Source organism: Thermobifida halotolerans, assembly GCF_003574835.2.
GTDB lineage: Bacteria > Actinomycetota > Actinomycetes > Streptosporangiales > Streptosporangiaceae > Thermobifida > Thermobifida halotolerans.
In genome coordinates, this window is the sequence record NZ_CP063196.1 from 4,282,197 (window position 1) to 4,297,830 (window position 15,634).

The following is a 15,634-nucleotide window of genomic DNA, read 5'->3' on the forward strand; positions in this document are numbered from 1 at the left end:
GTCGATCTCTTTGTAAACAATCCCCACAACAGCAACGGAAAGAGATCAGCCGAACACCCAGAGAGAAGAGAATGGATTCATTCGGCCAGCTCACCGAGGAGGACCGTTCCAGAGCCGTTGAGGTCCTCAACAACAGGCTGACTCCCGGTGACCTCAGGGAAGTCCTCGACAAGGAGAAGAAGAACAACAGGACAGCTACTGTTGAATCCATTGTTCTCGAGGCCGAGAGAAGGCCCACACGAGGGCGTCCCAGGACCCACCTTCCCGACGAAGAACTCGCCCAGTTCCTGGTCGACCTCCGTGGGATCTCCCTACTGGAGGGAAAGGATGCCGGGAGAGAACTCAGGTTCCGCCTCGCCCGTCGAGCTTCGGATGACGAACTCGACCAACTCCACGGTTACGAGCACGGGCAGAAGAGCCGCAGGGGGAGGAAAGCCCAGGCAGAAGCTGTGGCCAGGAGACCCTGGCACTCCGGGAAGAGTTGGCCGAGGTACTTCGTACGAACCCTCGGTCTACCACTGGCCTTCTCCGGTCTTCCCGGCTCCGAGAAAGAGCCGGAGAACCTTGAGGTGGCGCCTTTTGTTCCACTCTCCCCCCTCGAGGCCTTCCAGGAGGAACTCAGGAAACAGGCGCTTGACGTCCTCAGCTCCCCAGCGGGTACCAACCGTGGAATTCTCTCCCTTCCCACCGGTGCCGGGAAGACCCGTACAGCCGTCGAAAGCCTGGTTTCCTGGAAACTTTCCCAGAAAGATTGTCCTATCATCCTCTGGATCGCCCAGAGCGAGGAACTGTGTGAGCAGGCGGTACAGTCGTTCAGGGAGGTCTGGATCGACCTCGGCCACCGTCCCGAGAGAATACGCTCCAACCTGACCATCGCCAGGTTCTGGGGGAGCTCCTCCGTACCGGCCCCCGAAGAGACCGACGTCATCGTGGCGAGCATCCAGAAACTCCACGCCACGGTCCGCGACGAGACTTCGGAGAACCGTTCCGCCCTTACCTCCGTTGGTGAGCAGCTCGGTGTGGTCGTTGTGGACGAGGCACACCGCATCGACGCCCCCAGTTACAGTGATGTACTCGGTTTCCTGGGCGTCGACATCTCCCCCTCATCCCGGTCGACTGTTCCCCTACTCGGCCTGACCGCAACGCCCTACCGCAGCGATGACGAGGGAAGCCGCCGGCTCGCGAGGATGTTCCACGGCCGACTGCTGAGGTCAGAACCGCTCGGCAACGACCCGATCAGCACGCTACGTTCCCGGGGCGTACTGTCGAACGCAGAGCACGAACTTCTACGGCACGACGCCCCGGAATTCGTCATGGACCGGAACAGGAAGTTCGTCGAGCACTTCGAACAGTTCAACGAGTTCCACTCGGGTTTCCTCCAGGAGATCGGAGAGTCGGAGAAGCGGAACAGGGCTCTCTTCGAGCGGATCAAGCAGATCCCCGAGAATTCCCCGACGCTCTTCTTCGGCTGTACCGTCGAGCACGCCGAGGCCATGTCCGTGCTTCTCCGCCGTGCTGGGCGCACGGCGGAGGTCATCACCGGACAGACTCGGAGTGCAACACGTCGTGCGCTCATCGAGGAGTTCCGGGCGGGAAACATCTCCGTCCTGTGCAACTACGGAGTGCTGACAACCGGATTCGACGCCCCACGGGTGGAGACCGTCGTCATCGGCCGTCCCACCCTGAGCCGGGTGCTCTACGAGCAGATGATCGGCAGGGGTATGCGGGGGCCCCGCTTCGGGGGAACACGAACGTGCACGGTCATCGACGTCCAGGACAACATCCGTTTCCGGGGAGAGTTGGCGTACAACCGGTACGCGCAGTACTGGTCCAGGGAACGCGGTTAGTCAGAGGTGGTGGCCGCGTGCCCGCGACCACCACCCGCCAGCGGAGCGGTCAGGGAAGGTTCTCCATGAGCAGGAGACGGTCCAACCCCTGGTTCCGGTGTTCACACGAGGTCTCCGAAACGAACAGACAGGAGTAGCAGGCCGCCCCGCCCGACGACGTCGTCTCCGCGCATAGAGGATCGTTGGAACAGGTGTCCACATCCTGTAGCGCGTACGCCAACACCCGGTCGAAGCGGTTGACCAGAGAGACGAGGCCTCCGAGAGTGCCGTCTCCTCCCGGTTGGACCGTGTAGAGCAGAATTCCCCCGCCGACCGCCACCCCGTTCTCGATCCGGGTGTAGATCCGTTCACGAATCGCCGCCGAGGAGTAGCCGGAATCAACCGACAGAGCCCAGAGCAGCCGATGGGCCAGACTGTGCCACCAGACGTGCTGTGGGTGGGGGAGGACCTCACTGTCTCCCCGTTCACCGGGCTGCTGGGAGTCATGACGGCTCTGCCAGATGGTGGCTCTTCCGCCGGTGGGGGTGAACGGGCCGTCGACCAGGTCGACGAAGATTCCCTCACCGAACAGTTCCACCCCGGGGTACCAGGTCAAGCCGTGACGCTCAAACGCCGTGGGCACAACCTGACCGGTTGTGGGCTCCAGACGGCGGTAGCCGGTCTGTACCATCACCATCCTGAGCCTGCTCACCGGAGCAACCCGGAAGGTGAGTCCCTCGTTCGGTCCCCGGAAGGTCCGAACGCCCGACCGGTGTATCTCGAAGAGGGGGGCTTCCTCCCTGCCAGCCGTACCGGACCGAACCGGGGCGCCGTGGGTTGCGGCCTCGCTGAGACGTTCGAGTTCGGCATCCCGTACCGACGACGATGGTGGTTCCTCCGTTTCCCCGGTCAACTGGGAGAGCGCGACTTCGATCTCCCGCCAGGGGATCTGGGCGAGGTAGTTAAGGTCGGCTTCGGAAAGTCCGGCCTTCTGCGCCACGTCGAGCAGCCCCTGACGCTCCAGTCGGGTGAAGCTGGCCAGGGTGCGGATCCCCATGAGGAGAGCACTGTCTCCCAGCAGATCGTGCAACCGGGCTGGCATGTTCAGGATGGTGAGCGCGGTCTGGATCTCGGTGGTGCGGAGATTGGCCGCTCCTCTCTGCACTATGCGCGCCGGTCGTGAGCACTGCGCCTCTCCGGTGTCAGGACGTCGTCCAGTCTCCACCTGGCGCCCCGTGCACTTCCACGTACGCCCGTACGCGCTTCCGAAGTTGGCTCTGTGCTTACACTTCGGACACTGGATCTCGACCTTCCTGAGGGCACGTCCTCCCCCGTTCCAGCGGTAGTGGTCCGTCTGGCAGGGCGATCCGCCCTGGTGTACCAGGCTCCGCCACGGAACCTCGTCCAGATGCCCGGCCTCGCACGCGGTAACGAAACGGATCGCCTCCCGGCCGGCTTTCTGTCTTCTCAGACTGTTGGCCATTCTGGGACACTCGGGACACCCCGAACCCATCCTGTAGAGAACCTGGTGGCCCTGGTGTTGGGTGCAGAGTGCCCAGGCCGGAAACCCGTCGGTGGGATAGATGGCACTGTCCGCCGGTAGCCCCAGTTCGGCGTTGGTTGGCATCCGGACGATCCTGGCGCTGTCCAGAGCACCTCTGGACAGCCTCTCGTCGAGAATCTCGAACTCTCTGGGGCTCCTGCCGATCGCGGTGAAGAGGTCCCCCAACGACTTGAGTACGACCGGTCCGGAGGGGGTCTCGACAATGCTCCCCGGCCCGAAGGTCGTGACGAACTGGGACGGACGTATCTCCTGGTAGGACTTGGCCACGGTCAACCCCTTCCCCTGACCGAGGTCGTGGCCTCGACCTCCCGCAGGGAGTTCGGGGCGTTCTCGAACACTTCGTCCGTTCCGGCCACGTGGTGTGCCAGATCGCCGAGTACCACCGGGGAGGATGCCGGACGTGTGACGGTGCTCTCGTGGAAGAGCAGACTTCCGCCGTGCTGTTCCGCGGTGTCACGCCAGCGGTCGAGTTCGGCTCTCATGTGTTCGGCGACTTCCGATTCCTGTGGACGTCTCATGACGGGTTGTTCTGCCGCCCTGATCTCCAGAAGTTCGGGAACGAGTTCGACGTCGGGTTCCGTGCGGGCGGAACTCATCTCGTCCGCACGGCAGTACCAACCGTTCTTGATGCGTTGCTGGACACGCCAGCGGCTGTCAACCGCCACGGTTCCTTCCGGCCCCTCCAGTCGGGCGGCCTGCCGCAGCAGACTCACCGCGAGCGGCCCCAGCGCCCGATCCCGCGCCCTGGGGGCGAAGGGATTCACGGTCACGGGTTCGACATGGCGGTAGAGGGTGTGGTGGTACCCGGCGAAGTACTCGTAGTGGCTCAGGTCCCGAGGGCGTGAGGCCCGGTAGAAGGTCACCACGAGGCCGCCCGTCGACCGGCCGACCCTACCGGTTGCCTGGATGTAGGCGGAGGTTGTCTTGGGTTGGCCGTTCACGAACATCAGCCCGAGTCGGTCCACGTCGACTCCGGTCCCGAACATGGATGTCGCGACGACCACGCTCACGGTCTCGTCCTCGTCCGGAATCCCTTTACCGAGATCCTCGAGCATCCGGGGCAACCGGAGGGAGTCCGCCCTGCTCGACAACTCCATCGGGTCCAAATGCTCGCTGAGTGTCCGGGATTCGGAATCCCCCGCGATGCTGTTCAGTCGTTGGACGATGTCCTGACGGACGAGTGCCACGGCCCCCGCCAACTCCCGGATGGCGTTGAAGTAGCCCACCAAGGTCCAGAACGGGTCGAGGCTTCTCTCGGACGCACCGGCTCCCAGCCTCTCCAGCGGTTCCTGGAGAAGCCGTGACCAGGCTCGGACCAGAGGTGTCTGGGCACCTCGTCCCGGCGCCACCAGTCCCACGTAGAGACGTCCGGGGCCATCGGAGTCCAGCGGGTGCCCACTGTCTCCCCAGGAGAAGAACGAATCGTCAACCCGTGCTCCTGGCGGAGGAAAGACCTGCAGGTCCCGTGCGAACAGTGACTGCACCTGTTCTTCGGCCTGTCGGACCGTGGCCGTGGATGCTATGTACTTGGGGCGTACGAGCGTGTCCCCGACGCGGGTGGTGGCAAGAAGGTCGATCCCCGTCTCGTAGAGCCCAACCATGCTGCCCAACGGTCCCTCGATCAGATGCAGCTCGTCCTGGAGGATCAGTTCCGGGGGCCGCAGCCGTCCGATCGCACTACTCCTTCCCCAGGTGGGATTCTCCCGGGGCTTGACGGGAAAACCCGATCTGCCACTCGGCGGTACCCACGTGCGGTAGTAGCCGAGATACTCGTGCTGCTTGTCGACGTTTCCGAAGATCGCCGCTGCTCTGGGCTCGTAGGCGAGCCGGGCGAACTTGTCGACGGTTGCGATGATCATGGACGGGCATCTCGCGTAGATCTGCTCGTCCACGGTCCACGCGGGAATCGGACAGCGGGTGGAGGTTCCGTCTCCCCTGTCGAATGCCTCGGGTACCGGCCAGGGCCCCGCATGGGTCTGCTCATCCCAGACCACGTCGGTGTTGAGATCACAGTGCGGGTTGGGGCAGAAGAGCTCGAACTCGACGTCTTCCTCCTTCCGCGCCATCACACTGCGGACGAAGTAGCCGGGCCTGGTGGCACGGGCCGATACGAGGTAGGGCCTGTTGGCGAACAGGTTCCGGAGGACGTGGTCCCCGAACCAGGTGTCAACTCTGTTGGCTGGAACGTCCTCACCTACGCGAAAGGTGAGGGACACCGTTGCGAACTCCTCGGCCGCGTGGGGAGTGACCTCAACAGAGAGGACCTCGAACGGCTCCTGGGAGAGCTGTGACGCTTCGGCAGGCACTGGAGGCTCCACCTCACCCAGAACGAGGTGGAGGGTGACGGTCTCTCCCGCGGCCAGCCCGTCAGATGGGATCGCGAGCACCGCCCTACAGGAGGGGCAGTTCAGGATCTGGGCTGGCTCGCCCTCGCCTTTCTTGCCACTCAGGATCGACAGGGCACCGAAGACCGGGATGTGCTTCCCCGAACTGTCCCTGTAGGCGAAGTCGTGCAGGTTGTTCGGGGTGACTCCGCCACCGACCCAGAGTCCGATCGAGAACCGGTGAGTGCCCCAGGGAAGGTCACCCGCGTCCTTCCAGCCCGTCGGGCGCCATCCACGCTCTCTGGGGGTTCCCGTTGTCCGTAGGAACTCGCATGCGGTGACCAGTGCCAGCGCCCTCCGGTACTGCTGGATCGTCAGGAGTCGGAGGGTGTACCGGGAGAGCACCGCCACTCCTGATCCCCCGTCAGGCCGTCTCTCACGGAGTGCACGGAGCCTCCGATGGGCGAGGGTGAACGCCGCCAGTCCCAGATACGCCTCGGTCTTGCCACCACCGGTCGGGAACCACAGCAGGTCACAGACGTTCCGGTCCGGGTGGGCCTCCTCCACCACGGCACGTATGTTGATCAGTTGGAACGCCAACTGGAAAGGCCACCAGGGATTGACCTTCCCCTTCGTCCACCTCGACTGGAGCGCGATCGCCCGGTTGGCGAAGCAGAAAGCCATCCGGGCGTCGTGGTCTGTTGCCAGAACCTCGATTCCGTCACGGACGCGTTCGAGGGCTCCACGGCAACCAGCAACGTGTCTCTGAAGAGCGGGGTTGGCGGCCAGTACATCGTCTTCGCCCCCGGCCAGGGCGTCGATCCAGCGACCGTATCCGTCCGCGAGCGGTGTGAGCGCCTCCCGCAACTCGACCCCGTCCGAGAGTTCAGCCAGTTTCAGGGGGTTGAGCTCGGGGGCCTCCCCCCAGTCCTCACGCCAACTCTTGTTCGGGGCGTTGACCGGTACCACGGGAACGAATTCGGAACGGGCGTGGGGAGCCTCGAACTCCGCCGCTGTCTTATTGTCGAAGAGGTGCCGACCGTCAGTCCAGACAAACGGAGCACGCGTCCCCCTCAGCCCTCCGGAGTGTGGCCGTTCCGGATCCACAGCCTCCCACAGTGCGGAGCACAGGTGGCCGCGCGCCAGAACCGGACGTTCCCCGTAGAGGAGGTCAAGCCCCTCCTCCTCGGGGTCGTGCGCCGGTCTGCTGCGCTCGACCGGAACAAGTCGACTGTCCCCGTGGCACCGGACACGGATCTGGGGTTGGAAGACATGATCCTGGGGTTTCGGTCTGTCGGATTCCGCCAGAGAACCGTTGACGAGGAACAGGGAGACCCTCCAGACTCCGCTTCTCGCGTCCTCACGGCTCCGGATCTCGAGTCTTACCGCCGGATCCGAGGGGTCGGTGAGGGAACGGGTGGTGGAACAGTCCACTGACCTCCAGACGACACCGTACGGCCTACGCTCCCAGGAGCCCTCGGTCTTCCCGTACCTCGCCCAAGTGCAGCAGAGGTCGAGAGTCGGAACGGAGGGGCTCTCGACCGCCAGCGAAATCCCCATGGAAGCCGGGCGGGACATCGGGTCCAGAACCAGTGAGGGCAGGGACGCCACCCCAGAGCCGCTTCCCGGAACCACCGTGCCCGGGTCTGCTTCGTCTTCGGCGGCGCTCTCCGATTCACCGGCGAGCTCCTCGTCCGAGTCGAGCTCGACCGACAGAGTGCTCTCCGGCGCGAGGACACCCACGATGTATTCGTCGAGAGGGTCCTCGGTGTCGGCCGTCATCCGTTCGGTCGGTCCCTCACGCGGTCCCAGCACCTCTGCGACCAACGCTTCGACCAGACTGTCCCGCTCGCTCACCAGAGTTCCTCCCGGTCCTGACTGGGTTTGGGGCCGGAGGAGAGCAGCCCTTCACAGATGGGCTCAGCCCCAGGACATGACCGTACACAGCGTCAAGGACAGACCTGAAGCCCGGAAGACCAGGTCACCGACCTACTACACAGCCAACGCGTTCCCTGAAAGACTAGGACCAATCAGTCCCTATCGCAGCAAAAAGGGCAGAAATCTGCCTGCTCGCTGTACCGAGAAGGCAGGGGGCGGTCCGGTCGTCCTGTGGAGCGCCGGCCGCTCCTTCTCCGGTGGGCAGCAAGCAGACAGCGTTCGTCAACGACCACGAACGGGAGACTGGTCAGGAATGAGGGACCCCGCCTGGGCCTGGGAGGAAATCGTTCTGGCGTGTGCTCTTGTCGAGCAGAACGGACGTCGGGAACTCAGGGAGCATGACCCTGCAACCGTCGAGTTGTCCCGCCTGCTACAGCGGTTGCCGATCCATCCGCCCAGTGTCCGCTCCGGTGTCTTCCGGAGTCCCGGAAGTGTCTCGCGTAAGACGACCGACCTGGCCACCCGTTATCCCGGCTACTGGGGAAAACCCACGCGCGGCAGCAAGAAGGACCAGGAGGTGGTCAATGCCTTCGTGGAGGCTCCCGAGCAGATGCTCGCAACCGCAGCGCGTATCCGGGAGAACGCACTCACCGGTCGTCTTCACAAACTTCTTCCGGTGCTTGACGAGGTCGAACCGGAGGAGGTCAGTGCCGCGGAGGGGCGCCTTCTCTACCTGATCCACCGCACCCGTGAACGTGACCCCAAGCTACGGAAGGCCAAGATCAGGCAGACCCGCACCGCGGGAAGACCGGTTGCCTGCGAGGTGTGCGGTTTCGACTTCGGGCGCACGTACGGGCAGCGCGGAGCCGACTACATCGAATGTCACCACATCGTGCCGCTCCACCACATCGGAGAGAGCGTGACACGACTGGAAGACCTCGCTCTTCTCTGCTCGAACTGCCATCGGATGATCCACAGGACACGGCCGTGGCTCACGCCAGGCGAGTTGAAGGAGATTGTGGAGAACCGTCGATGAGTCTCACAGAAGTGTGAGAGCCGCCCGGACCGGAATCCGGGTGTCTGTCCAGCCCCAGACAATGAAACGATTTCAGCCGGCTCCATGCACAGAGCCGGCTGGTGGCTGCCCTCGTCAAGACAGCCACCAATCCTCACAGGATCTTCGGTTAGGTCATGTTGATGGTCACGGCCATACCGTTGGCAGCAGCAACCAGACTGACCGCAGCCCCGATGACCAAAAGCAGCAGCGCCAGGCGAGTGGTCCGGGGCCAACTGCCCAGTGAGTCCCCAACCACCTGTACAACCGCCTTGAGCACGGGTCCCAGCCAACGCAGATCCATCGCCTCACCTCTCCTGAAAAAAGAAAAAGGACCCAACGTGGTCTGGCAACCGCTAACACCGAGGCTCGCACTCTGCGAGGAGAAATCCGCAGATGCGGCAAGGTGAAACTTGCCCTTACACGACAAAACAGCCACCAATAGTGGCTGTAACAGACTGCCGCGACCACGTCGAATCCACTTGGACCGACTTATGAAGTTTGTCCTCGGGAGGATCTCTCTCCGAGGAAGTAGCCATTGACCCCTGAGGCGTCAGAAAGGAGAGTAAGGGGAGAGCGGGGATCTGTCAAGTCCATTGATGTGGACAACACACCCGAAGCCTCCGTCCGTGTCGCGTTCCCAACCGACTCTCCTGACCTTGATGTCCTGCAGTATCACTCGGCACTGGATCGCCCTCGACTCGTTCCCGGACTGCTCTGAGTTCCCGGCCCCGCGACAAATGCGCGACAGAGTTCCCGCCGCCACATCGAACTCTTGACAAACCCGCAGGTCACAGCACCAAAAAGCCCTTCCATACAGTTCCCTACGGATCAGAAGGTTGGGGATTCCATTCCCTCCGAGCGCGCCACACTGGATAGTGTCTGACCTGGCCGTTCTCCCTTCGGGAGGGCGCCTTTGCCGTGTATACGGGTGCCGTCGGGGGTGTACGGGGGCGCGACAGAGTTCGCGCGGGGCGGCGGGAGCCCGGCCGGGCCGCGCGGGCCGGCGGTCTCGTTGTCCTGCTCCAGGAAGGAAGGCGGCGGGAGCCGGTGAGCAACGGATCTCGCCGCCGCTCACCGGGGACCTCAGTTCCCGTCTCCGGCCGCTTCGGCGTCGGCGATCCTGCCGCGCAGCATGAGACTCATCACCGCCATGAACCGGTCCGTCCGCCGCCGGCCGAGCACGAACGGGTTCTCCCCGTCGGGCTGGTTCCTGAGCTGTTCGACGCGGTCGAGTCCGTGGTCGACGGGGTGGTTGGACAGTTCCACGTCCACCTTCGCCCTGCGCATCCGGTTCCGGAAGGAGCGGATGGACGACAGGTAGGTCCGCAGTTCCGTGAGTGTCTCGGGCGGGTTGGTACCGCCCCACAGCATGGCCGTGTGGCGCTCGGAGCCCGCCCGCACCGGGAAGATGGGCGAGACGGTGCCCGGGGTGTGGCCGGGGGTGTGGTGCAGGTGGATCGTGGTGTCGCCGAGCGTGAGCCGCTGCCCGTCGGCGATCTCCAGGTCCCGGGCGGGGGCGTCGTCCGGCCGGGTGCGGGCGACGAGGTCCCAGTCGGCCGGTGACATCAGCACGCGCGCCCCGTAGCGGTCGGCGAGATACCGCGCTCCTCCGAAGTGGTCGTAGTGGCCGTGGGTGACGACGACATACCTGACCGTCTCCGGGTCGGCTCCCAGTTCCCGCAGCCCCGGGACGATCACGTTCTCGGCGTCTTCGGCAGACCTGAGCGCGTCGATCAGCACGATCCCGTCGTCCGTCAGGACCGCCATGGCGTGGACGAAGCCCACGCTCAGCATCGCGAGGTCGTCGAACAGCTTCACCGGGGCCGGGGGGTCGGGGAAGTCGGGAATGCTGACGTCGGGGGTGAGTGCCCTGACGAGAGCCAGCAGGACCGGGTCCTCCCCGGCCAGCCTGCGGGCGCGGTCGTAGTGGATCTGCCCGCCGGTTCCGGCGGCCGCGGCAGGCGAGGCGAGACCGACCACGCCGGCACCGGCCGCGAGCCCGAGGGCGGCGAGTTGGCCGAAGCGGCGCCTGGAGAGGTGGTCGGCCGTGCCGTCGCGGCGCGGAGAAGACTCCATGGTGATTCTCCTGACTGTTGTGGCGGACGAGCGGAGAGCGACCGCGCCCCATGAGCCTGTACGGCCGGAGACGGCGCCGCCCACAGAGGTTCGATACCGCTCGTTCCTCTCCGGTTCGCCGCGGATACGCGGTGTCACGCTGTACCGCTCACCGCTGCACGGCGGCGACCGCGCGGACCTGGCCGGGCAGCGGGCGTCCGCCCGGCGCTCGGTGGGAGGACCGGGAATTTCCACAGCCTGTGGAGGAGGCCCCGACCCGTCCGCCCGTCGGGCACGTGCGGTCTCGGAGCACCCGGTGTCCCGAGACCGCACACCGCCCGCTCCTGCGCTGTCGGTTCTGGCGCTGAGTAGGTCATCCAGACATGCGGGGCGCGCCCGGCGCCGGATCCGGTGCGGAGGTGCTGCGGGTGCGTCGGGTGAACTGGTCCAGTGCCCAGGCGCCGGGGCCGAGGACGGCGATGAGGAGGAAGGCCCAACTGTACATCGCGGCGAGTTCGCCGCCGTTGTTGAGGGGCAGCAGTGCCTGGGGTTGGTGGACGAAGAAGTAGGCGTAGGCCATGGAGCCGGAGGCGAGGGTGGCGTTGGTCCGGGTGAACAGGCCGATGAGGACGAGGGCGCCGCAGACGAGTTGGATGAGTGCGGCCCACCAGCCGGGCCAGGTGGCGAGTTCGATGGCCTGGCCGGTGCCCCGGTTGCCGCCGAGTACCCCGAACAGGGAGGCCACGCCGTGGAGCAGGAACATCAGTCCCACGACCATGCGGAACAGGGCGAGGACCGGTTCACGGAATTGGTCCAGATTCATGAGATCACCTCGAAGGGGACGCGCGGGCGGCGGCCGGGGCGCGTGGGGACCACCCCGGCCGCCGGAACGCGGTCGAACGGAACGCGGATCAGTCCTCGGCGATCCAGCCGACCATGATTCCCATCACGCCCTCATGGGAGTGACCGGGGATCACATACCGGGCCGTGGTGCGCAGGTAGTCGCCGCGGTCGATCCGGCCCAGGTCGCCACTGCACGGCGGCATGTCCGAGATCTGGCCGTGCCCGTTGAGGTCGATGAACTCGGGGGTGCCGCCCTCTTCCGCGGTGATGTGGCAGAGCGTCTGGCCGCGGTCGGACAGGTTCACGGTCCACAGGGAGTGCCCGGAGTGGTGCAGGTGGCCGCGCATGTGCACGAGGTCGCCGGAGACGGTGGAACGCCACAGGTCGGACTCCTCGCTGGTGCCCTCGGGGGCGTCGTAGGCGCTGCCGTAGCAGCCGCCGACGTCCAGCCACAGCGGCGTGAGCGGCTCCAGGTCGGCGCTGGAGGGCACGTGGGTGAAGGTGACGGAGATCTTGACCGTCTTCTCCTCGTGCGAGTGGTTCATCAGGTCGTAGTTGAGGTACCAGCGCTCGGAGCCGCCCACGTGCAGCCCGTACCCGTCGGGGAAGTCGCTCGCGACCCGCTCGTTTCCGGAGGCGAGGACCCGCTGTGAGCCGCCGCAGACGGTGTCCCGCTCGCTGGCGTTGAACATCACGAAGTGGTGCAGCATCGCCCCGGTGTTGACGTTGGCCTCCGAGCCGTCCTCGTAGAGGAGCGTGGGGTCGAAGCCGGTGATGTAGCAGTCCTCGCACGGCCTCTCGACGTTCAGTTCGATGCCGCTGGTCTCGGAGCCGCCGTGGCCGCCTTCCCCTCCGTCATGGGGCGCGGCGGGAAGGGTGAAGGGGCCGTATTCCACGATTGTGGTCTGTTCGACGCCGGTCGGCTGCGCCGCGGCCGGGGCCTGGGCGGCGCCGACGGCGAACAGCGCCGTGCCGAGCGCCAACGCGGCCGCGGCCGCGGTTGACATGATTCTTTGCAGGGACACGATTCCTCCTCGGGAGAACTCCTGGAAAGAAGATCAGGGGGCAGGCGGGATTTCCGGATGGGATCTCTCCCCCGCGCACGGAAAGCACCGAGCGTGGAAACGATCGACACTGGTCGGAAGGGGGTTCTGCCCGGCCGGACACGGCCGTGGATGCGGTTGGACTCGTGTCCGCCGCCGGTCCCGGTCTCTTTGCGCACTGTTGAGGGCAGCCCCGGGACGGACGGGGGCGCTGGTCGGTCGACACCTTCGTCGGCGCGTTCTCCGCATTCGGACCGGCAGGGGTGGGCCTGCCGAACGCGGTTGATTCCCTGATATGCCCTCAGTGCGGTTCTCTAAGAAGAGTGACCGTCAGTGAGTCGAATGTCAACGGAAAGTGACTATCCAAAGAATGGACGACACCCCTCCCTCCTTACCACCAGTAGTTTTCCGACCACCCGGTGAAGAGAACCGGTGATTTCGCCGATGAGGTGGCGGGGCGCGGTTGCCGCTCGCCGCGATCTTGCTTCCACAGCCACACTCAGTGCCCGAATCCGCCCCCGGGGACAGGGAGGTGGGTGTCCGCTCCAAAATTCCTGAACCGGTGTCGATTCCGCCCGCGCCCGTTCGACGCAAGGGTAGAGGGGCGATCAGCGGCCCCGGCGACAACAGGGAGACAGCGATGAAGTACATGCTCATCATGCGCACCACCGACGCGGCGGTCGAGGCCTCCAAGAACGTGGACTTCGAGGAGATCATCAACGCGATGGGCGCCTACAACGAGTCGATGATGAAGGCGGGCGTGCTGCTGGCGGGCGAGGGCCTGTCCGATGCCGAGGAGGGCTTCGTCGTCGACTTCGACGCCGAGGAGCCGATCGTCACCGACGGCCCGTACGGCGAGACGCACGAGCTGTTCAACGGGTTCTGGATCATCCAGGTCGCCAGCAGGGAAGAGGCGGCCGAGTGGGCGAGGCGCGCCCCGCTCGGGCCGGGCAGCAAGCTGGAGGTGCGTCGCGTGACCGACACGGAGGACTTCGCCGACTACGCCGACAACGAGTACGTCAAGAAGGAAGCCGGATGGCGCAAGGAGCTCGGCACCGAGTGACCGGGGCAGCGGTGAATCCCGAGACGACGGATCTTCGGCGCACGGTCGACGCCGTCTGGCGCATCGAGGGCCCGCGCGTGGTCGCGGTGCTCGCCAGGATGACGGGCGACGTCGGCCTCGCCGAGGACCTCGCGCAGGAGGCTGTCGTCGAGGCGCTGGAGTCGTGGCCGGAGCAGGGCGTCCCGCGCAACGCGGGCGCCTGGCTCACGGCCGTGGCCAAGCGCCGCGCGATCGACGCGTGGCGGCGGCGCGAACGCCTCGACGAGCGGTACCGGGCGATCGCGCGCGACCTCGACGAGGCGGCCGAGGACGAGTGGCAACCGATCGACGACGACGTGCTGCGGCTGGTGTTCGCGGCGTGCCACCCGGCGCTCTCCCGGGAGTCGCAGGTCGCGTTGACGCTCCGGGCCGTCGGAGGTCTCACGACCAGGGAGATCGCCCGGATGCTGCTCGTGCCGGTCGCGACGGTCCAGGCGCGCGTCACGCGGGCGAAGAAGACGCTCGCCGCCGCCCGCGTGAGGTTCGAGACGCCGGACCCGAACGAGTGGGGCGAGCGGCTCGGCGCGGTCCTCGGCGTCGTCTACCTGGTCTTCACCGAAGGCTACGCGGCGACGTCGGGGGACCGCTGGATCCGCACGGAACTCGCGAACGAGGCGCTGCGGCTCGGGCGGGTCCTCGCCGGCCTCCTCCCCCGGGAAGCCGAGGTGCACGGACTCCTCGCGCTCATGGAGCTGCAGGCGTCCCGGTTCGCGGCACGCATCGCATCCGACGGTTCGCCGGTCCTGCTGGCCGACCAGGACCGCACCCGCTGGGACCACGCGCAGATCGCCCGCGGCCGGGCGGCACTGAAGAGGGCCGGCGCCACGGGGCGGGGCCTGGGCCCGTACGGGCTGCAGGCGGCGATCGCCGAGTGCCACGCGGTGGCGCCCAGCGTCGAGGAGACCGACTGGCAGCGGATCGTGCTCCTCTACGAGGCGCTCGGCCGGATCGCGCCGAGCCCGGTCGTGGAACTCAACCGCGCGGTCGCGGTGTCGATGGCGACGGGCCCCGGGGACGCCCTGCGGATCGTCGACCGACTCACCGAGAAGGGGGCGCTGCGGGGCTCGCACCTGCTGCCGAGCGTGCGCGGTGAGCTGCTCGCCCGCCTGGGACGCACCGAGGAGGCACGCTCCGAACTGCTCGTGGCGGCGGAGCTCGCGGCCAACGAGCGCGAGCGCGCGGTGCTGCGGGCGAAGGCCGAGGCGCTGTGAGGACCGGTGCCGCACCCTTCGGAGACTTCCAGCCGATGCGGGGTGTGGCGCGGTTCTCCAACGCGCGGGTGATGCGCGGGCGCATGGACGGGTGGATCCGGTACCGGTCGGTCTCGTCCGGTTCCACCCAGGCGCCCCGGGTGGACTCCGCATTCGAGGCGGCTCACCGCGGAGAGGCCGGGCGGCCAGCACTGTGGAGAACTCCTGGCGGGCCTCGTCGTTGCCGGTGCAGCGGATGACGTGGCCGGGGTCGGTGTAGACGCCGGCGAGCCCGGTGGTCTCGCAGCGGATCCCGGTCTCCTCCGGTGTCTCGCACCCCCGCCTCGGCCAGGCGCTCCCCGAGGTCCACGGCTCCGCCGGGCGGTGCCCGGTTACCGTTGTCGCTGCGGCGGATCAGCAGCAGCCGCCCCATCGCGTACGGCGACGTTGACCGGCGGCACGATGCCCGTGGCCTCCGGCGCGTTCGGATCGTTGAGGTGGTCGATGCGGCGGGCCACGCGCTCACTCCTTGCTGTCCACCCTCTGGGCGGGTCGTGGTGGGTCCCCGGTCCACGGGTGTCCACGATCCGACGGTCCCATTGGCGCCCGGCCGCCGCGCCTTTTCCGGGGGTTTCCGGAAAGCGCGCCTGACAGGAGCCCCGAGGGCGCCTGTGCGAGCCGGCGAATCTGACCGCTGGCCAGCGGAGTCAGCGACGCTCGGACAGGCCGGCCCCGGTAGCCGCGCGGCAGGG

Annotated in this window: 11 protein-coding genes; 4 read left to right on the forward strand and 7 right to left on the reverse strand. The window is 66.4% G+C overall.

Annotation, left to right across the window (positions count from 1 at the left end):
- Positions 1–71 precede the first annotated feature (71 nt).
- Positions 72–1,847: a DEAD/DEAH box helicase gene (locus NI17_RS19210; RefSeq protein WP_068691520.1), complete on the forward strand. Its 1,776-nt coding sequence runs from the start codon at positions 72–74 to the stop codon at positions 1,845–1,847.
- A gap of 49 nt (positions 1,848–1,896) precedes the next feature.
- Here the strand turns inward: NI17_RS19210 and drmB are convergent, their stop codons facing one another.
- Complete coding sequence (drmB, locus tag NI17_RS19215; protein WP_068691518.1) at positions 1,897–3,657, reverse strand: DUF1998 domain-containing protein; 1,761 nt, start codon at positions 3,655–3,657, stop codon at positions 1,897–1,899.
- A 2-nt stretch (positions 3,658–3,659) separates the two neighbouring features.
- Positions 3,660–7,571 (reverse strand): DISARM system helicase DrmA, encoded by a 3,912-nt coding sequence (gene drmA, locus NI17_RS19220; RefSeq protein WP_068691516.1) that lies wholly within the window; start codon positions 7,569–7,571, stop codon positions 3,660–3,662.
- A 334-nt stretch (positions 7,572–7,905) separates the two neighbouring features.
- On the opposite strand from drmA, the gene NI17_RS19225 reads away from it, so the two are divergent.
- Entirely contained in the window at positions 7,906–8,628 is a 723-nt protein-coding gene (locus NI17_RS19225) for an HNH endonuclease (protein WP_170163098.1), read from the forward strand.
- Positions 8,629–8,776: 148 nt separating this feature from the next.
- Here the strand turns inward: NI17_RS19225 and NI17_RS24480 are convergent, their stop codons facing one another.
- From NI17_RS24480 to NI17_RS19240, 4 genes are all read right to left on the reverse strand, one after another.
- Positions 8,777–8,905, reverse strand: a complete 129-nt coding sequence (locus NI17_RS24480; protein ID WP_279395506.1) for a hypothetical protein — start codon at positions 8,903–8,905, stop codon at positions 8,777–8,779.
- Between the two features lie 827 nt (positions 8,906–9,732).
- Positions 9,733–10,725 carry an MBL fold metallo-hydrolase gene (locus NI17_RS19230; RefSeq protein WP_119268175.1) on the reverse strand — a complete coding sequence of 331 codons (993 nt, stop codon included), beginning with the start codon at positions 10,723–10,725 and terminating at the stop codon, positions 9,733–9,735.
- Positions 10,726–11,077: 352 nt separating this feature from the next.
- Complete coding sequence (locus tag NI17_RS19235) at positions 11,078–11,527, reverse strand: DoxX family protein (RefSeq protein ID WP_068691510.1); 450 nt, start codon at positions 11,525–11,527, stop codon at positions 11,078–11,080.
- Between the two features lie 88 nt (positions 11,528–11,615).
- Positions 11,616–12,572 carry a hypothetical protein gene (locus NI17_RS19240; protein WP_147417012.1) on the reverse strand — a complete coding sequence of 319 codons (957 nt, stop codon included), beginning with the start codon at positions 12,570–12,572 and terminating at the stop codon, positions 11,616–11,618.
- A gap of 658 nt (positions 12,573–13,230) precedes the next feature.
- Here NI17_RS19240 and NI17_RS19245 point away from each other — a divergent pair.
- Both NI17_RS19245 and NI17_RS19250 read left to right on the forward strand, forming a co-directional pair.
- Positions 13,231–13,653, forward strand: coding sequence for a YciI family protein (locus NI17_RS19245; RefSeq protein ID WP_068691507.1), 423 nt, complete (start codon positions 13,231–13,233; stop codon positions 13,651–13,653).
- On the forward strand, positions 13,650–14,903 hold the full coding sequence (locus NI17_RS19250; RefSeq protein ID WP_234401935.1) for an RNA polymerase sigma factor: 1,254 nt from the start codon (positions 13,650–13,652) through the stop codon (positions 14,901–14,903). The genes NI17_RS19245 and NI17_RS19250 overlap by 4 nt, the downstream gene beginning before the upstream one ends.
- A 371-nt stretch (positions 14,904–15,274) precedes the next feature.
- Here NI17_RS19250 and NI17_RS24555 read toward each other — a convergent pair whose 3' ends face one another.
- Positions 15,275–15,400, reverse strand: coding sequence for a hypothetical protein (locus NI17_RS24555; RefSeq protein ID WP_324609962.1), 126 nt, complete (start codon positions 15,398–15,400; stop codon positions 15,275–15,277).
- Between the last annotated feature and the right edge of the window lie 234 nt (positions 15,401–15,634).